General features: G+C 61.2%; 20 protein-coding genes. 8 read left to right on the top strand and 12 right to left on the bottom strand.

The features are described 5' to 3' along the window. Positions 1-148 precede the first annotated feature (148 nt). The 3 genes from ispH to AC1DNK_RS03985 all read right to left on the bottom strand — a co-directional run bounded on the left by ispH (position 149) and on the right by AC1DNK_RS03985 (position 2,344). A complete protein-coding gene (gene ispH, locus AC1DNK_RS03995; RefSeq protein WP_477939427.1) occupies positions 149-1,150 on the bottom strand; it encodes a 4-hydroxy-3-methylbut-2-enyl diphosphate reductase in 1,002 nt (333 codons plus the stop codon). 62 nt (positions 1,151-1,212) lie between these two features. Beyond that, entirely contained in the window at positions 1,213-1,962 is a 750-nt protein-coding gene (locus AC1DNK_RS03990) for an SURF1 family protein (protein WP_477939878.1), read from the bottom strand. 1 nt (position 1,963) lies between these two features. After that, positions 1,964-2,344, bottom strand: coding sequence for a DUF983 domain-containing protein (locus AC1DNK_RS03985; protein ID WP_477939425.1), 381 nt, complete (start codon positions 2,342-2,344; stop codon positions 1,964-1,966). 128 nt (positions 2,345-2,472) lie between these two features. Here AC1DNK_RS03985 and AC1DNK_RS03980 point away from each other — a divergent pair, with 128 nt between their 5' ends. After that, the gene (locus AC1DNK_RS03980; protein ID WP_477939423.1) at positions 2,473-3,114 is read left to right on the top strand and encodes a chloramphenicol phosphotransferase CPT family protein; all 642 of its coding nucleotides are present in this window, start codon (positions 2,473-2,475) and stop codon (positions 3,112-3,114) included. 62 nt (positions 3,115-3,176) lie between these two features. On the opposite strand, the gene AC1DNK_RS03975 is transcribed toward AC1DNK_RS03980, so the two are convergent. The 6 genes from AC1DNK_RS03975 to coxB all read right to left on the bottom strand — a co-directional run bounded on the left by AC1DNK_RS03975 (position 3,177) and on the right by coxB (position 8,495). Next, positions 3,177-4,055, bottom strand: a complete 879-nt coding sequence (locus AC1DNK_RS03975) for a cytochrome c oxidase subunit 3 (protein ID WP_112386518.1) — start codon at positions 4,053-4,055, stop codon at positions 3,177-3,179. 58 nt (positions 4,056-4,113) lie between these two features. Further along, complete coding sequence (locus AC1DNK_RS03970) at positions 4,114-4,722, bottom strand: cytochrome c oxidase assembly protein (protein WP_477939421.1); 609 nt, start codon at positions 4,720-4,722, stop codon at positions 4,114-4,116. A 4-nt stretch (positions 4,723-4,726) separates the two neighbouring features. Continuing rightward, positions 4,727-4,867: a hypothetical protein gene (locus AC1DNK_RS03965; RefSeq protein WP_162698648.1), complete on the bottom strand. Its 141-nt coding sequence runs from the start codon at positions 4,865-4,867 to the stop codon at positions 4,727-4,729. Beyond that, positions 4,864-5,820: a heme o synthase gene (locus tag AC1DNK_RS03960; protein WP_477939420.1), complete on the bottom strand. Its 957-nt coding sequence runs from the start codon at positions 5,818-5,820 to the stop codon at positions 4,864-4,866. Before AC1DNK_RS03960 ends, AC1DNK_RS03965 begins: the two co-directional genes overlap by 4 nt. Before the next feature lie 66 nt (positions 5,821-5,886). After that, the gene (ctaD, locus tag AC1DNK_RS03955) at positions 5,887-7,587 is read right to left on the bottom strand and encodes a cytochrome c oxidase subunit I (protein WP_112386452.1); all 1,701 of its coding nucleotides are present in this window, start codon (positions 7,585-7,587) and stop codon (positions 5,887-5,889) included. Between the two features lie 20 nt (positions 7,588-7,607). Next, a complete protein-coding gene (coxB, locus tag AC1DNK_RS03950) occupies positions 7,608-8,495 on the bottom strand; it encodes a cytochrome c oxidase subunit II (protein ID WP_477939419.1) in 888 nt (295 codons plus the stop codon). Positions 8,496-8,835: 340 nt separating this feature from the next. On the opposite strand from coxB, the gene AC1DNK_RS03945 reads away from it, so the two are divergent. The 3 genes from AC1DNK_RS03945 to AC1DNK_RS03935 all read left to right on the top strand — a co-directional run bounded on the left by AC1DNK_RS03945 (position 8,836) and on the right by AC1DNK_RS03935 (position 11,456). Beyond that, positions 8,836-9,441 carry an invasion associated locus B family protein gene (locus AC1DNK_RS03945; RefSeq protein WP_477939418.1) on the top strand — a complete coding sequence of 202 codons (606 nt, stop codon included), beginning with the start codon at positions 8,836-8,838 and terminating at the stop codon, positions 9,439-9,441. 86 nt (positions 9,442-9,527) lie between these two features. After that, positions 9,528-10,943, top strand: coding sequence for a metalloprotease TldD (gene tldD / locus AC1DNK_RS03940; protein WP_477939417.1), 1,416 nt, complete (start codon positions 9,528-9,530; stop codon positions 10,941-10,943). Positions 10,944-10,961: 18 nt separating this feature from the next. Then, positions 10,962-11,456 (top strand): GNAT family N-acetyltransferase, encoded by a 495-nt coding sequence (locus tag AC1DNK_RS03935; RefSeq protein ID WP_477939416.1) that lies wholly within the window; start codon positions 10,962-10,964, stop codon positions 11,454-11,456. Positions 11,457-11,466: 10 nt separating this feature from the next. Here the strand turns inward: AC1DNK_RS03935 and AC1DNK_RS03930 are convergent, their stop codons facing one another. Then, complete coding sequence (locus AC1DNK_RS03930; protein WP_477939415.1) at positions 11,467-11,766, bottom strand: pyrophosphohydrolase domain-containing protein; 300 nt, start codon at positions 11,764-11,766, stop codon at positions 11,467-11,469. Positions 11,767-11,827: 61 nt separating this feature from the next. Beyond that, positions 11,828-13,105, bottom strand: coding sequence for a D-alanyl-D-alanine carboxypeptidase family protein (locus AC1DNK_RS03925; RefSeq protein WP_477939413.1), 1,278 nt, complete (start codon positions 13,103-13,105; stop codon positions 11,828-11,830). A 221-nt stretch (positions 13,106-13,326) separates the two neighbouring features. On the opposite strand from AC1DNK_RS03925, the gene AC1DNK_RS03920 reads away from it, so the two are divergent. Further along, positions 13,327-14,373 carry a polysaccharide deacetylase family protein gene (locus AC1DNK_RS03920; RefSeq protein WP_477939412.1) on the top strand — a complete coding sequence of 349 codons (1,047 nt, stop codon included), beginning with the start codon at positions 13,327-13,329 and terminating at the stop codon, positions 14,371-14,373. Positions 14,374-14,377: 4 nt separating this feature from the next. Here AC1DNK_RS03920 and pdxH read toward each other — a convergent pair whose 3' ends face one another. Next, positions 14,378-14,998, bottom strand: a complete 621-nt coding sequence (gene pdxH / locus AC1DNK_RS03915) for a pyridoxamine 5'-phosphate oxidase (protein ID WP_112386460.1) — start codon at positions 14,996-14,998, stop codon at positions 14,378-14,380. 66 nt (positions 14,999-15,064) lie between these two features. Between pdxH and AC1DNK_RS03910 the strand changes: the two genes are divergently transcribed. From AC1DNK_RS03910 to fabI, 3 genes are all read left to right on the top strand, one after another. After that, positions 15,065-15,523, top strand: coding sequence for an RT0821/Lpp0805 family surface protein (locus AC1DNK_RS03910; protein WP_477939410.1), 459 nt, complete (start codon positions 15,065-15,067; stop codon positions 15,521-15,523). Between the two features lie 241 nt (positions 15,524-15,764). Continuing rightward, a complete protein-coding gene (locus AC1DNK_RS03905; RefSeq protein ID WP_477939409.1) occupies positions 15,765-16,946 on the top strand; it encodes a DnaJ C-terminal domain-containing protein in 1,182 nt (393 codons plus the stop codon). Positions 16,947-17,068: 122 nt separating this feature from the next. Continuing rightward, positions 17,069-17,887, top strand: coding sequence for an enoyl-ACP reductase FabI (gene fabI / locus AC1DNK_RS03900; protein ID WP_112386463.1), 819 nt, complete (start codon positions 17,069-17,071; stop codon positions 17,885-17,887). Positions 17,888-17,904 lie beyond the last annotated feature (17 nt).

Genomic DNA, 17,904 nt, shown 5'->3' with positions numbered 1-17,904 from the left:
TCTCCCCCTCAAGGGGGGAGATCGGCAGATGGTGAGGGTTTCCCCAAACAATTGATGTCGAGCGAGCGATTTCTCCCAGCTGATCTCCCCCCTTGAGGGGGAGATGTCCGGCAGGACAGAGGGGGGTATCACGCCCTCCGACAGAACACTACCCATTCACAAACGCCATATCCGCCGACGTCAGCTCGATATTGCGCAGCTCGCGATTGACGAGGAAATGCTCGTTTTCCTGTACCGTTTCGGCAAGCTCGACCTGCGCTTCAAAGCGGGCACGGAAGGCCTCGATGATTTCATTGACGATGACTTCGGGGGCCGAAGCGCCGGCGGAGAGGCCGAGCGTCGAGATAGGGCCGATCTCGTCCCAATTGAGCTCCGAGGCGCGCTGGACGAGGATCGATTTGGTCGCCCCTGCCCTCAGCGCCACTTCGACAAGGCGCTTGGAGTTGGAGGAATTCGGGGCGCCGACGATGATGAAGAGATCGCAGCCGGGGGCCGCCTGCTTCACCACTTCCTGGCGGTTGGTCGTGGCATAGCAGATCGAATCTGCAGCAGGTGCAGTCAGGTTCGGGAAGCGCTGCTGGAGCCTGGCGATGACGCCGGCGGTATCGTCGACCGACAGCGTCGTCTGCGTTACGTAGCCGAGATTGTCGGGATCGATCGGCTGGTACTTGTCCACGTCCTCGACGGTCTCGATCAGCGAGACCGAGCCCTCGGGCAGCTGGCCCATGGTGCCGATGACCTCGGGGTGTCCGGCATGGCCGATGAGGACGACATGGCGGCCGAGGCGGTTGTGGCGCATCGCCTGCTTGTGGACCTTGGAGACCAGCGGACATGTGGCATCGAGATAGAATAGGTTGCGGCTGTTGGCATCTTCAGGGACCGACTTCGGAACGCCATGCGCGGAGAACACCACCGGCTGGGCGCGATGCTCTTCCGGGATCTCGTTCAGCTCCTCGACGAAGACGGCGCCCTTCGCTTCCAAGCCCTCGACGACATAGCGGTTATGAACGATCTCGTGACGGACATAGACGGGGGCGCCATAGGATTTCAGCGCCAGAACGACGATCTGGATGGCACGGTCGACGCCGGCGCAGAAGCCGCGCGGCCCGCAAAGCCTGATCGTCAGAGGAGGTTTCGCTGCTATATTCATCTTGCGTCCGGTATCCATCGTCTCGGGTGTCTAGCCCAATATAGGAAGGAATTGAAGCGATACTATTGCGCCGGTGCGTTGCCGCCGCGCCTGCGGAACCAGGAAACGCCGACGATGCCGACGAGCACTGCCGCCAGACCATACCAGGTGAAGGCGTATTCGAGGTGGTTGTTCGGCAGGTCGATTTCGGTGACGCCGCCGATCGGCATGCCCTTCGGGTTCGGCGTCGAGTCCGCATCAACGAAGAAGGGCACGACTTTCGCCGGATCGAAACCGTCGCTCGACGTCATCGCGTCGATGTCCTTCCAATAGAAGACATTCTTGGCGAGATCGTTTTCGGGCACGACCCAGGACGGCTTGCCGGGCAGGCGATTGCGGGCAAGGCCGGTGACGGTCTGCTGGCCGGTCAGCTGGCCCTGCATACGCATCTCCGGCTCCTTGTTCTCATAGGGAACGAAACCGCGATTAACGAAGAGATAGCGCCCGTCCGCCATTTCCAGCGGGGTATAGACGTAGAAGCCGGTCTGCCCGCGCCAGGTCGCGAAGAAGTGCCGTTCCTTGTTGTTGACGTAGCGGCCAGTGACGGTGACCGGGCGGTATTCGATATCGGTGCCACCGGCGTGCATCGCTTCGATGGCGGAGAGCTCGACGGGGGCCGAGGTGCGGCGCGACGCGATGTCGGCGAGAAGGCCTTCCTTCCAGTGCAGCCGCTCGACCTGCCAGGTGCCGAGCGAAATCAGGATGGCGAGCGCAATCAGCACCACGATGCCGGTGAAAACAGGCAGCTTGCGGCGCGTGGCCGGAATGTTCATGTCAGTCACTCAGGCGTCCTTCGCGGGCATTGTGGCGGTATTGCATGGCGATCAGGATGCCCTTGCACCAGCGCAGGGTCAGCAGCGACAAGATGATCGTCAACGGACCGAAGAGCAGGATATGCAGCCAGATCGGCGGCGAATAGTTGACCTCCAGCCAGAGCACCGAGCCGATGACGATGAAGCCGACGATGAGGATGACGAAGACAGCCGGGCCATCGCCCGAATCAGCAAATGCATAATCCAGCCCGCAGGCGGCGCATCGCGGCTTCAGCGACAGCATGCCATCGAACAGCTTGCCGTTGCCGCAGCGCGGGCAGCAGCCCTTGATGCCGGTCTTCACCGGATCGACCGGTGGAAAAAGAGCTGTGTGTTCTTTCATACCCATTCCCGATAGCGGCGATCTCACCTAAAGCCGCCTTAACTCTCCCATAGAGTATCCGCAGGACGAAGGGAAATACCTGCGCGATTTCGCCTCAGCGATTCGCGCCAAACAGAAGAAGAAGACGCATGGACAACGACAACACCGCCGCGCAGATCGTCATTTTGAACGGCGCGCCGCGCAGCGGCAAAACCACGATCGCGAGGGCGATCCAGCAGCAATTCGACGGCCCCTGGATGAATCTCGGGGTCGACGGCTACAATGCGATGACGCCGGCCGAGTATCTGCCGGGCATCGGCCTCAGGCCCGGCGGCGAGCGTCCCGATCTCGAGGAACTGGTGCCGTTCCTCTATGCGGCGCTCTACGAATCGATCGCCATTCACGCCGGGCTCGGGCTCAATGTCGTCGCCGATCTCGGCCATCATGACGCGTACTCGCAGCCGCTCGGCATCCTGGCGGATTGCGCCAGGCGTCTCGAAGGCTTTCCGGTGCTGTTCGTTGGCGTGCGCTGTCCGCTCGACGTCATCATGAAGCGGCGGGAGATCGACGAGCCCGGCCGCGAAGAACTCTATGCCAAGGCGACGGCCGAAATAGCGGTTCCGGAAGCGGTGCGCCGCTGGCAGGACGAGGTCCACAAGCCCGGCATCTACGATCTCGAGCTCGATACCTCTGTGCTGACGCCCTATGAGTGCGCCGAGGCGATCCGCCATCAGCTCGATATCGGCATTCCCGAGCCATCCGCCTTCGAGCGGATCGCCGGGTTGCGGTAGAGCAAAGAAAAAGGCGGGCGCCATTGGCACCCGCCTTTTCAATATCAGCCTTTTGGACCGGATCAGCCGTGGGCGACCGGTGCGCCCCATCCACCCCAGATGTAGATGGAGAAGAACAGGAACAGCCAGACGACGTCGACGAAGTGCCAGTACCAGGCCGCAGCCTCGAAGCCGAAATGCTGCTTCGGCGTGAAGTCGCCGCGGATGGCGCGGATCAGGCAGACGATCAGGAAAATCGTGCCTACCAGAACGTGGAAACCGTGGAAGCCGGTCGCCATGAAGAAGGTCGCGCCGTAGATCGATGCCTTGAAGGCGAACGGAGCGTGGGCGTATTCGTAAGCCTGGACGCAGGAGAACAGGATGCCGAGCAGAACGGTGAGCGTCAGGCCCTGGATGAGGCCCTTGCGGTCGTTGTGCAACAAGGCGTGGTGTGCCCAGGTGACCGTCGTGCCCGAGAGAAGCAGGATGACGGTGTTGTAGATCGGCAGGTGCCAGGGATCGAGAACCTCGATGCCCTTCGGCGGCCATACGCCACCGGTGAAGGCGAGGCGCGAGGCCTGAATGGCTTCATGCGGATAGAGGCTGGCGTCGAAATAGGCCCAGAACCAGGCAACGAAGAACATCACTTCGGAAGCGATGAACATGATCATGCCGTAGCGAAGGTGCAGCGAGACGACGCGGGTATGCGCGCCCTCGTGGGCTTCCTTCACGGTATCGGCCCACCAGCCGTACATGACGTAGAGGATCAGCGCGAGACCGATGAAGAACAGCCACGGATGCGCCCATTCGATACCGAAAAGGTGCAGCGATCCGCCATTGATGTAGCGCATGAATCCGACGCCACCGAAGGTGATGATGAACGCGCCGATCGAGGCGAGCAGCGGCCACGGGCTCGGATCAATAATATGGTAGTCGTGGTTTTTCTGATGCGCGTCGGCCATCTTGTATCCCCGGATCTCTTCCTCGCTCGTTCCCGGCATAGCCGGAAACGGACCTCAATCAAAGTTTCTTTTCAACCTTCTCCGCTCCACCCTCATTCGAAGCCACCGGCTTCGGTCCCTCTTTCGGGTAGAACGTATAGGATAGCGTGACCGTGTGAATGTCTTTCGACTCCACGGCCTTGGTAATTTCCGGATCGATGTAGAACACCACCGGCATTTCAAGCTTTTCGCCCGGCTTCAGATCCGTCTCCGTGAAGCAGAAGCACTGAACCTTGTTGAAATAGGCCCCGGCTTCGCCCGGCGTGACGTTGAACACCGCCTGGCCGCGCTGGGTCTCATTCGAGCGGTTCTCGGCAACGAAATTGACCTGGATCGTCTCGCCGATGCGCGGATTGACTTCGCGCTGGACCGGCTTGAATTCCCAGAACAGGCCGGGAGCGACATTGGCGTCGAAGGTGACGCGCATCTTGCGGTCGAGGATCACGGTCGATGCCTGCTCGACGCGCTGCGTCGTGCCGTTATAGCCGGTGATCTGGCAGAACATGCGGTAGAGCGGAACGGCGGCATAGCTCATCGCGCCCATGCCAACGACGAAGCTCAGGCACATCATGACGACGGCGCCGTTATTGCGGCCCTTCTTCTTCGGCGTGTCCACGGTCTCGCTCATTCGCTCAGCCTCCGTGTCCGGTGAACTTGACGATGGTGATCGCATAGAACAGCACGCAAAGGCCTGCCAGCACGAGGCCGAGCGCGACGTTGCGATTGCGGCGCGACTTGCGCTGCGCTTCGGTCAATTTGACGGTTTCGATCAAATCAAACCTCCTGCGTGGAACACCAGGATAGAGGCAACGCGATCGAACATGAGAGCAGAGAAGATGGCAAACAGATAGAAGATCGAGAAAGCGAACAGCTTCTTTGCCGGGATCATCTTCAGATCGCCATCCGGCATCCGCCAGACGGCGATGGAACAGCTTATGAAGATTGCGCCGAGCAGCGTCGCGACGAGGCCGTAGCCGAAGCTGGCAAAGCCGAGCAAGGACGGGACGACGCCGCAGATGGCCGTCAGCACCGCATAGGCAACGATCTGATGCTTGGTGGTGCGCTCGCCTGAGACATTCGGCAACATCGGCACGCCGACGGATTCGTAATCGTGCATCTTGAAGAGCGCGAGAGCCCAGAAATGCGCAGGCGTCCACAGGAAGATGATCAGGAAGAGGACAGTGCTTTCGATGGTGACCGAATTGGTCACGCAGGCCCAGCCGATCATCGGCGGGAAGGCGCCTGCCGCGCCGCCGATGACGATGTTCTGCGGCGTCGAGCGCTTCAGCCACATCGTATAGACGACCGCGTAGAAGAAAATGGTGAAGGCCAGGATCCCGGCAGAAAGCCAGTTGACGGCGAGGCCGAGGATGGAGACCGAGAAGCCTGAAAGAACGAGGCCGAAAGCCAGCGCTTCGCGCGGCTGGATGCGGCCGGCCGGGATCGGGCGCTGCGCGGTGCGGGTCATGACAGCGTCGATATCGGCGTCATACCACATGTTCAGCGCGCCCGACGCGCCTGCGCCGACAGCAATGCAAAGGATCGAGATGAGGCCGAGGATCGGATTGATATGTCCGGGTGCCAGCACGAGGCCGGCAAAGGCCGTGAAGACCACCAGCGACATGACGCGGGGCTTCAGAAGCTCGAAATAATCGCGTGCGCCTGCTTCCGACAGGCGAAATTCGCCTTCGTTCGCAAGTGCCTCGTGATTGTCGATGACCGTCATTATTCCGTCCTGCTTACATTAAGGCCGGACGCCGCATCTTGGTGCGGCGTCCGGCATTCCAGCATCTTACTTGATGCGCGGAAGCTGTTCCCACTGGTGGTACGGCGGCGGCGAAGGCAGCTGCCATTCGAGCGTCGTTGCACCCTCACCCCACGGATTGTCACCAGCCAGGCGCTTCTTGGCGAAAGCTTCGAAGACACCGAAGAGGAAGATCAGAACCGCAAAGGCCGAGATGTAGGAGCCGATGGAGGACACGTAGTTCCAGCCGGCGAAGGCATCCGGATAGTCGATGTAGCGGCGCGGCATGCCGGCGAGGCCGAGGAAATGCTGCGGGAAGAACACCAGGTTTACGCCGATGAACATGACCCAGAAGTGCAGGTTGCCGATCCACTCGCTGTACATGTAGCCCGACATCTTCGGGAACCAGTAGTACCAGGCAGCGAAGATGGCGAACACGGCGCCGAGCGACAGAACGTAGTGGAAGTGAGCCACGACGTAATAGGTGTCATGCAGCGAGCGGTCGAGACCGGCATTTGCCAGCTGAACGCCGGTGACGCCACCGACCGTGAACAGGAAGATGAAGCCGATTGCCCAGATCATCGGCGTACGGAAGCTGATCGAGCCGCCCCACATCGTTGCGATCCAGGAGAAGATCTTCACGCCCGTCGGAACGGCGATGACCATCGTTGCGAACACGAAGTAGCGCTGCGCATCGAGCGACAGGCCGACCGTGTACATGTGGTGCGCCCAGACGACGAAGCCGACGGCACCGATGGCGACCATGGCGTAGGCCATGCCGAGGTAACCGAAAACCGGCTTCTTCGAGAAGGTCGAGATGATGTGGCTGACGATGCCGAAGCCCGGCAGGATCAGGATGTAGACTTCCGGGTGACCGAAGAACCAGAACAGGTGCTGGTAAAGGATCGGGTCGCCGCCGCCTTCAGGTGCGAAGAAGGACGTGCCGAAGTTGCGGTCGGTGAGCAGCATGGTGATGCCGCCTGCCAGAACCGGCAGCGAGAGCAACAGCAGGAAGGCGGTGATCAGAACGGCCCAGGCGAAAAGCGGCATCTTGTGCAGCGTCATGCCCGGAGCGCGCATGTTCAGGATCGTGGTGATGAAGTTGATCGCACCAAGGATCGACGACGCACCGGCGATATGCAGCGAGAAGATCGCCAGATCGACGGCTGGGCCAGGCTGGCCTGCGGTTGCGAGCGGCGGATACATCGTCCAACCGCCACCAGCGCCGTAAGCACCGGCCGGGCCTTCGACGAACATCGACAGCACGAGCAGCAGGAAGGCCGGAACGATCAGCCAGAAGGAGATGTTGTTCAGACGCGGGAACGCCATATCAGGCGCACCGATCATGATCGGCACCATCCAGTTGGCGAAGCCGCCGATCATCGCCGGCATGACCATGAAGAAGATCATGATCAGGGCGTGAGCGGTGGTGAAGACGTTGAACATATGCTTGGCGCCGTCGATCGCGGCGTCACCTTCGAAGCCGTAAACCATCGAGGCCAGACCGTGGAAGATCTGGATACCAGGTTCCTGAAGCTCCATGCGCATGGCAACCGAGAGCGCGCCGCCGATGATGCCGGCGAAGATCGCGAAGATCAGGTAAAGCGTGCCGATGTCCTTGTGGTTCGTCGAGAAGAACCAGCGATTGACGAAGCTCGGCGTATGCGAGTGATTGTGATGGTCGTCATGCGCATGCGCGTCATGGCCATGCTGATCATGAGAATGATCGTGAGCGGAAGGTCCAGCCATTGTCCCGAGTCCCTTCTAAATTACTGAGCGTTTTCGGCGACATCGACGGTCTTCGGACCATCGGTTGCTGCCATGAGGCTTTTGTAGGCCCCGGGAAGATCGGAAGCGGCAGCCGTCAGCCACTGCTTGTACTTGTCTTCGGAAACGACACGGATCGCGATCGGCATGAACGCATGGTCCTTGCCGCAGAGCTCGGAACACTGGCCGTAGAACAGGCCTTCGCGCTCGGTCTTGAACCAGGTTTCGTTGAGGCGGCCCGGAACAGCATCGATCTTGACGCCGAAGGACGGCATCGCGAAAGCGTGGATGACATCGGTCGGAGCGGCGGTCACCAGAACGCGGACCGTCTTGCCGACAGGCAGGACGACTTCGTTGTCGACGGCAAGCAGGCGCGGATAGGTGGAGAGGTCGGTCTTGCCGGCAGCGGCACGATCCGGATCCTTCAGCAGGTAGGAATCGAAGGCCAGCGGATTGTCGCCGGTGCCTTCATATTCGTAATTCCACTGCCACTGGGTCGCGGTCGCCTTCAGCGTCACATCCGGATTTTCCGGCAGCGTCAGCTGGGCGGTCAGAAGGTTGAACGACGGAACAGCGAGGAAGAGAAGGATCAGAACCGGCCCCACGGTCCAAATGACTTCGATAACCGTGTTGTGGCTGGTCTTCGACGGCACCGGGTTGGCGCTCGCACGGAACTTCCAACAGACGACGATGAGCAGGATCAGAACGAAGAGCGTGATCGGTACGATGAACCACACCGTATATTGTTCGAACCAGCGGATTTCCCGCATAATCGGCGTCGCCGCCGGCTGCAGCGTTGCCTGCCACGGCATCGGCTGATCGGCATATGTGCCGGAAGCAAAAAGCAGACAGACCAGCGCGGTCAGAGCTGCATAAGCCTTCTTAATCACCTTAGTATCTCCCTCGAGCGCTTGACCTGCCATAAATCGAACGCAGAATCCTTGCCATCTTCTGCGCTTCAAACCACAGTTTGCCATGGACCGCAACTGGCCAAAGCAATTGTCTATGCGGCATTTTTGCGTAACGACAAATTCGCAAGCAGGCACAAAACATTACCGCCGATTTGCACCATCATACGGAAAAGCCTTACGCGGGCCAATCCAAAGCCCGAACATTCTTGCCGAAAGGTCCTATTTCTGCCGTAGTCCCCCGGTTTTCACGGTGCAGGTCTTTTCATTTTTGGCGACGGCCTTCAACAATACCGTCACCGATTCGAATCCAGAGGTTTTTATGGGTTTCCGTTCCCTTGCGCGGTCGCTTGCCGTGACCACCATACTTGCAGCAGCAGCGGCCACCCCCGTCTTCGCGCAGCAGCAGCCGGCCGCCAAGCCGCCTGCACAGGCCGAACCCGCGCCCTCGGCACCCGGACAGCAGCAGGCCGTTCCCGGCCAGAGCCAGCCGCAGGCACCGGGCACGGTGAAATCCAACCACGGCGCCTGGTCCGTCGTCTGCGACAAGCCGGCCGGCGCTTCGGCCGAGCAGTGCGCGCTGATGCAGAACGTGATCGCCGAAGACCGTCCTGAAGTCGGGCTCTCGGTCGTCGTGCTGAAGACCGCCGACCGCAAGTCGAAGATCCTGCGCGTACTCGCCCCTCTCGGCGTGCTGCTGCCGAACGGCCTCGGCCTCAATGTCGACGGCAAGGATATCGGCCGCGCCTATTTCGTCCGTTGCTTCGCCGATGGCTGCTATGCCGAAGTCGTGCTCGAGGACGAGCTGCTCAAGACCTTCCGCAGCGGCACCAGCGCCACCTTCATCGTCTTCCAGACACCGGAAGAAGGCATCGGCATTCCGGTCGATCTGAAGGGCTTTGCCGAAGGCTACGACGCGCTACCCTGATAAGGGCCTGATTGGGGCTTGCTCGAACACCCGTCCGGACCTACATCGGCTTGAAGCATTGCAGCTTTGAAGCGGAGCATACCATCATGAATACCGACCTCCTGACGCTCTTCGATGCCGACGAAGCGACGATGCGCAAGCTCGTGGCCGAAGCGCTTTCCGGCTCCGATGACGGCGAGCTCTACATCGAGCATGCGCAGGCGGAATCGCTGATGTTCGACAACGGCCGCCTCAAGGGCGGCAGCTTCAATACCGAGCAGGGTTTCGGCCTGCGCGCCGTGGCTGGCGAAGCGGTCGGTTATGCTCATGCAGGCGACCTCTCGGTTTCGGCGCTGAAGCGCGCCGCCGATGCCGTCGGCGCCGTTGCCCGCGGCTATTCCGGCAGCTACGCCGCCGCCCCCCAGGGCACCAACAAGAAATTCTACAACGACGAAAATCCGATCGGCTCGCCCTCCTTCGAAGAGAAGGTGAAGGTGCTGACCGATATCGACGCCTATCTGCGCGGCAAGGACGACAAGGTGCGGCAGGTGACGGCTTCGGTTGCCGCCAGCTGGCAGGTCGTCGATATCCTGCGTGCCGACGGCCACCGCGTCCGCGACATTCGGCCGATGACCCGCATCAACATCTCAGTCATGGTGGGTGAAGGCGACCGGCAGGAGAGCGGCTCCTACGGATCCGGCGGGCGCATCGGCTTCGGCGATTTCATCACCGAGGGCAGCTGGCAGACGGGCGCCGACGAGGCGCTGCGCCAGGCGCTGGTCAATCTCGAAGCCATCGAAGCGCCCGCAGGCACGATGGATGTGGTGCTCGGCTCCGGCTGGCCCGGCGTCATGCTGCACGAGGCTGTCGGCCACGGTCTGGAAGGCGATTTCAACAGGAAGAAGACCTCGGCCTTTGCCGGCCTGCTCGGACAGATGGTCGCCGCTCCCGGCGTCACTGTCGTCGACGACGGTACGATCGACAACCGCCGCGGCTCGATCACCATCGACGACGAAGGCACGCCTTCGGCCTATAACGTGCTGATCGAGAACGGCAAGCTCGTCGGCTACATGCAGGACCGGCAGAATGCCCGGCTGATGGGCATGAAGGCGACCGGCAACGGGCGCCGCCAGGGCTATGCTCATGTTCCGATGCCGCGCATGACCAACACCTATATGCTCGGCGGCGACAAGACGCCTGAGGAGATCATTTCATCGGTCAAGAAGGGCATCTACGCTGTCTCTTTCGGCGGCGGCCAGGTGGATATCACCTCGGGCAAGTTCGTTTTCGGCTGCACCGAGGCCTACCTGATCGAAAACGGCAAGATCGGCGCGCCGATCAAGGGCGCGATGCTGATCGGCAATGGTCCTGATGCGATGAAGCGCATCTCCATGGTCGGCAACGACATGAAGCTCGATACCGGCATCGGCAATTGCGGCAAGGGCGGCCAGTGGGTGCCCGTCGGCGTCGGCCAGCCGCATCTGCGCATGGACCAGGTTACCGTTGGCGGTACGCAAACCTAACAACCTCAGGAGACGGCGATGAGCGAGATCCTGATACGGCCCTTTGCCATCGCCGACATCGACGGCGTCTTCTCGGTGATCCTGCCGATCCAGCGGGATGAATTCGGCATCGCCATCACCGCCGACGACCAGCCGGATCTGGCAGTGATCCCCGACTTCTACCAGGCCCGCAAGGGGCAGTTCTGGGTCGCCGAACTCGACGGAACGATCGTCGGGACGCTCGGCCTCAAGGATATCGGCAATAACCAGACGGCGTTGCGCAAGATGTTCGTGGCGGCCCATGTACGCGGCCGCGAGCACAATGTCGCCGCCCGCCTGCTCGACGCGCTCCTTGCGCATGCCGGGGAGCATGAGATCACCGATATCTTCCTCGGCACCACGGACGGGTTCCTCGCCGCCCACCGGTTCTACGAAAAGAACGGGTTCAGCGAGATCAGCCGGAACGACCTCCCCCGCGCCTTCCCTGCCATGGGCGTCGATAGCAAATTCTACCGGCGGGCACTCGGCAAGTAACTCCGCGTATTCACGGCCTAAACAGCCATTTCCGCTCGACGGAGGGCACGAGGTCGATGCCGTTGTAGTGGGCAAAGAGGAGGATGTGGCCGAGGAGATCGGCGGTCTCGTCGGCGAGGTCCTGCTTCATCTCGGCGGATGTCCGGCCCTTGGCGCGTCCCCTCCCCGTCAGGCGGTTCCAGGCCTGGGTGAGTTCACCCATCTCTTCTTGAAGCTTGAGCAGAAACCAGTCGGGATCGCGCTCCACGCCGTTTGCCGCGGCATAGGCCTTCGAGGCCGCCTCGAATTTCTCGGCAAGATCTGAAAGCATTTCGTTCTCCTTCCGTACTCACGAAGGAGAACCGTGATTCCTGGCTGTTGTCCAGTCTAGATCAGCCGTTGCCGCCGACCATCACGCAGTCATAGGAGCGCTTCTTCAGGGCATCGCAGGCAGCGGCGGCGGCATCGCGGCTGCCGAAACCGGTGAAGCGGGCGCGGTAGACGGCGCTTGCGCCGGAGCCGACGGCCTGGGTCAGCGGCGAAGCAGATTTCAGAGCTGCACCGCCTTCGGTCTTGGCCTGCGCGAGCAGTGCCTGTGCGGCCTCGGCGCTTGGTGCTGCGGAGATCTGGATCTGCCAGCCGCTCGCCGACGCCTGCAGCTTGCCGCCCTTGCCCATCTTGTCGAGAGCAGCCGGGCGGTCGAGCGGAACTGTGGTGCCACTATAGCCGAGCGCGAAGGGGATCGCCTCGGCATCGCCCTGGGCGCGCGGTGCGTTCACCGGAACCGGCAGATCGCCGTCATCGGCAGCGGAAGCGACTTCAACCGGAGCTGCCGGCTGCGGCTTGCCGCCGGCACTGGCAACCAGCTTGGCACCACCCGATGCGCGGTCGAGATACTTGTCGAGCAGTGCTGCCATCTGGGCATCGCGGCTGCGGGCCGTCCGGCCGCCGAGAACGACGCCGACGACGCGGCGGTTGCCATCGCGCACGGCGCTGACGAGATTGAAGCCGGAGGCATTGGTATAGCCGGTCTTGATGCCATCCATGCCTTCATAGCGGTACATGAGATTGTTGTGGCCGCGGATCGTCTTGCCGCGGAAATTGAAGGAGGCGGCCGAGAAGAGCTGGTATTCCTTCGGGAAATTGCGGATCAGCGCCACGCCGAGGGTCGACATGTCGCGGGCCGTCGTCACCTGACGGGCGTCGGGAAGGCCCGAGGCATTGTAGAAGGTGGTGCGGCTCATGCCGAGCTGCCGGGCCTTCTGCGTCATCAGCCGGGCAAAGTTGCTTTCCGAACCGCCAAGCTTCTCGCCCATGGCAGCGGCAGCGTCGTTGGCCGACTTGACGATCATGCCATAGACCGCTTCGCGCACGGTGATCGTGCCGCCGGGGCGAACGCCGAGTTTCGTCGGCGGGCGGCTCGCGGCATATTTCGACATGACGATCTGGCTATCCCAGCTGAGCTTGCCGCGATTGATCGCTTCGAAGGCAAGATAGAGGGTCATCATCTTGGTCAGCGATGCCGGGTGATTCAGCACGTCGGCATTTTCGGAAGCGAGGACCTTGCCGGTTCGGGCATCGAGGATGAAAGAGGCGTTGCCGGCGATCGCCGCAACGGGTGCCGAAAAGGCAAGCGTCGCAGTCAAGAGTGTGGCCAACAGCCTGTTCATGGATTTCCCCTCTAGGTGCCACGCGCGCGCAGCATTGCCAAAATGTGTCCCGTTCTGTGACAGAAGCCCGCACTTTGGCGCGACTTTGAGGCAACGAACACTGGTTCTCTGAGTTTTTTCCACCCGTGGTGAAGGAAACGTAAAGATTTCAGTCCGAAAAGCAATCTTCAGCAAGGTTTAACACCAGAATTGGTAGGGTCCGGACCTTTCACGGAGCTGACATGCAGGGATTGTGGAAAAAAAGGGCGAAAAAGGCCGCCATCACCGCCGGCCTTGAAGCGGCGCATCTGATCAGCGCTACGCGGCTGATGCGCGGCGCGCGCGGCCGTGGCGCCATCTTTACCCTGCACCATGTCCGCCCCTACGAGGCGCATGACTTCGAACCCAATGCGCATCTCGAAATCACGCCGGAATTCCTCGATGCGGCGCTGTCGCGGCTGACGAAGGACGGATATCGCTTCGTGGCGCTTTCGGACGTCCCTGCCCTGCTCTCTGCACCGGCAGACGATGCGCCGTTTGCCGCCCTCACACTCGACGACGGTTATCGCAACAATCTCGTCCACGCCTATCCGATCTTCGAGAAGCACGAGGCGCCGTTCACGATCTTCGTGGCCAAGGGCCTGACCGAGCGCACGCACAGTATCTGGTGGGAAACGCTGACGCTGCTGTTGCGCCGCGCCGATCTGCTGCATTTCGATTTCGGCAGCGGCGACGAGATACGCAAGCTCGAAAATCCGGCCGATCAATACGCGGCATTCGCGAGATTTGCCGCCTTTCTCCATAGCACTGACGAAACGGCGGCAATCACGCGGCTCGACGCGCTGGCGCGGCAGCACGAGATCGATCCGCTCGGCATCGTCGACGATCTGGTGATGGGCGAGGCCGAGCTCAATCTGCTGGAAGCGAGCCCCCTCGCTTCGCTCGGCGCGCATACGATCAGCCACCGGGCGCTCGCCCGGCTGCCCGAAGCCGACGCCCGTGAGGAGATGCTGATTTCGGCCGATCACGTAGAAGTGGTCACCGGCCATCGGCCCGTGACGATCGCTTTTCCTTACGGCACCCGGGAGGCGGCGACGCAACGCGAGGCGGCAATCGCCGCCGGCCTCGGCTTCACGGTGTCCGTGACGACGCAGCCCGGCGTTATAAAGGCCGGGCTATCCGGTAGCACCCATTACCTGCCGCGTCTGTCGCTGAACGGTCTCTACCAGAAGCCTCGCTATGTTTCGGCGCTGGCCTCAGGCATTCCCCTGAAACTGATGGGGAAATAAGAGGTTACGGATACATCCGGACCTTTTCCCAATCGCCCTCAGGCTCCGCACGGCGGAACTCGATGCGGTCGTGGAGACGGAAATTCTGGTCTTTCCAGAACTCGATGCTGACAGGCTTGATGCGGAAACCGGACCAGTAGGACGGGCGGGGAATTTCACCGATCGCATAGCGGGCGGTATATTCGGCAACCGACTTCTCGAGTGCGAAACGGCTTTCGAGCGGACGGGACTGTTTCGAGGCCCAGGCACCGATGCGGCTGCCGCGGGCGCGCGATTTAAAATAGACGTCGGCCTCTTCGTCGGTTACGACTTCCACCGGACCACGCAAACGCACCTGGCGGCGCAGCGTCTTCCAATGGAAGCACATGGCCGCCTTTTGCTGTCCCAAGATTTCGCGACCTTTCTGGCTCTCGAAATTGGTGTAGAACACGAAGCCTGCGGTATCGAATCCCTTCAGGAGGACCATGCGGACATTGGGAAGACCAGCCTCATCGACGGTTGCCAGCGCGACGGCATTGGGATCGTTGACCTCCGAAGCCTCGGCTTCCTTCAGCCATTCCGCGAAAAGCTTGAATGGTTCGCCGCGTTCGGTAAAGTCACTGCTTGTTAACTCATTTGCCGACATATTAGCTCAAATGCCCCGGGTTATCAGGTTAAATGCCCAGCTATTCACGACTGGACAGGACACAGGGTGGAAGTCATAGCAAAGTCAACTCACCATACAAAGGGCTTCCTGCGCCGCAGTGGTTCGCTCCTTCTCATCGGCATGGCGACATTCTCGCTGTCAGGCTGCATGACCGGTGGTTTTGACTTCCTCAGCGATTCCAAGGTCGACCGCTCCGTCTCGACCGGTACCGTGCCGCAGAATCCGCCGAGCACCGATACGCTTTCAGACGAAATGACCGTGCGCAACGCCGTGACCTCTGCCGATGTCGGCAAGGTCGGCGCGCAACCGCTGGCCTGGGCCAATGCCTCGACCGGCAGTGCGGGCGTGATCGACACGATCGTCGAGAACAACGATTCCGGCCAGGTCTGCCGGCAGTTCCGCACCACCCGTCATTCCTATGACGGCATCGCCAAGTTCATGGGCAAGACCTGCCTGGTCGGTGGCGGCAACTGGCAGCTTCTGAGCTTCCAGCCGGAAGGCTGAACCTTTTCCACAGGAATGCTTAATGCGCGCGGCGGCGGCATGACAATGCTTAGCAGAACGATAACCATTTGCCGCGAAAGCCACCGACACCGGCGGCGAAAATAACAAGTGATTAGCAACTCTCCCGCACGATCCAGCCCATAAGCGCGAGGTCCGGTTGAACCGGATGGCGCGCAAAGAGTTGTTATTGGGCTTTCGGCTGCCAAAGGGTGGCAGCCGGATCGGACACCGGCGGATTACTATGCGCGATCCATATAAGGTTTTGGGCGTCCAGAGGGACGCAGGAGCTGACGAAATCAAGGCCGCTTGGCGCAATATGGCTAAGGCGGTCCATCCTGACCACAATCAGAGCGACCCGAACGCCACGGCGCGTTTTGCCGAGGTCGGCCGCGCCTATGAGACGCTGAAGGATCCGAAGAAGCGCAGCCTCTTCGACACGGCGGCGCGCATGGCGGCGGCAAAAGTCAGCGGCGAAACCATCATGCAGCAGCGCCAGGCAGCGCGCGAAGCGGCTATCCGTGCCAAACAGGCGCAGGAGAATGCCGAGCGTGTGATGGAAGAACTGGCGCGCGCCAACGCCCAGAAGGCGGCGAAAGCAGCGGCGGAGGAAGCGCAGAAGCAGAAGGCAGCCGGCTCCGAAAGTGCAGAAGACGTCGTCGAGCGCATTTTCGGCGCGAACGCGCAGGCCAAGACTGCGGGCGCCGGCGCAACGGGCCAGGCCCAGCAGCAGGCACAATCGCAGGCAAAGGCAAAACCTACCGAACCCGAGGCTGCCAAGAGCGAGCCGGACGCGACCAAGCCGGATGGCGACAATGCCGACGCGAATGCCGCTGCAGCAGCAGCCAACATATTGCAGCCCTTCAGCATTCTGACATCGCTGGTGCGCCGGTTCACCGGTGCCGCCCCGGCACCCGAAAAGGCGCCGGACCAGTTTGCCCAGGCGACGGTGACGATCGAAGACATCCTGAAAGGCAACCGGATCACCGTTCCGCTGGGCGAAGCCCAGGAGGCGAGCTTCACGCTTTCCTCAGGGACAACAGACGGACAGCAGGTTCGCCTTAAGGGACAGGGGCTGAAACTGCCGAACATGCAGCGCGGCGACGCCGTGATCAGCGTGCGCATCGCATCCGACCCGAAGTTTACTGTGCACGGCTACGACCTGCACACCGTTCTGCCGCTGACCATCGAGAACGCCGTGCTTGGCACGGAAGCCGAGATCGATGGTCCCGACGGCAAGGTCCGGGTCAGCGTTCCGGCTTGGTCCGGTTCGGACAAATCGATCCGCGTCCAGAACCAGGGACTGCCTGACGGCAACGGCGCGAAGGGCGATCTCGTCGTCGAGTTGCGCATTATTCTGTGGGAAAAACCAGACGATAAGGTCACCGACCTGATGAGAAGCATGCGCGAAGGGCTTTTCCTGTGAAATTTTTGTGACAAGAGCACCCTTTGTTACGATCCCTAACAGTTGATGATTGCTCGCAATCTTGAACCGATTAGCTGCCTATGCCATAGGCACGTTTGAATTGGTTCATTAGGGGGCAAAATATGGCTCAAGCAACAGGCCTCATGTCAGGCAAGCGCGGCGTCATCATGGGCGTTGCGAACAATCGCTCGATCGCGTGGGGCATTGCGAAGGCCATTCATGCACAGGGCGGCGAAATCGCCTTTACCTATCAGGGCGAAGCGCTGAAGAAGCGCGTCGAGCCGCTGGCTGCCGAACTCGGCGGCGTTCTGGCCGGCCACTGTGATGTCTCCGACGAATCCACCATCGATGAAGTCTTCGCCAATGTCGAAAAGATGTGGGGCAAGATCGACTTCGTCGTTCACGCCATCGGCTTCTCCGACAAGGACGAGCTGACCGGCCGTTATGTGGATACCTCTGCCGACAATTTCAACAAGACGATGCAGATCTCCGTCTTCTCCTTCACCTCGGTCGCACGCCGCGCTGAGAAGCTGATGACGGATGGCGGTTCGCTGCTCACCCTCACCTACTACGGTGCCGAGAAGGTGATGCCGAACTACAACGTCATGGGCGTCGCCAAGGCTGCCCTCGAAGCCAGCGTCAAGTATCTGGCCGTCGACCTCGGACCGAAGAACATCCGCGTCAACGCGATCTCCGCTGGCCCGATCAAGACGCTCGCCGCATCCGGCATCGGCGACTTCCGCTACATCCTGAAGTGGAACGAGTACAACGCGCCGCTGCGCCGCACCGTGACCATCGAGGAAGTCGGCGACGTCGGCCTCTACATGCTGTCCGACTTGTCGCGCTCGGTCACCGGTGAAGTTCACCACGCCGACAGCGGCTACCATGTCATCGGCATGAAGGCTGTGGACGCGCCGGATATTTCGGTTATCAAGGACTGACCGAACTCCAAGAAACG

This window comes from Rhizobium sp. 01N424 (genome assembly GCF_056399485.1).
The sequence above is the reverse complement of the archived record's forward strand: the minus strand, read 5'-3'. Positions and strand labels throughout refer to the sequence as shown.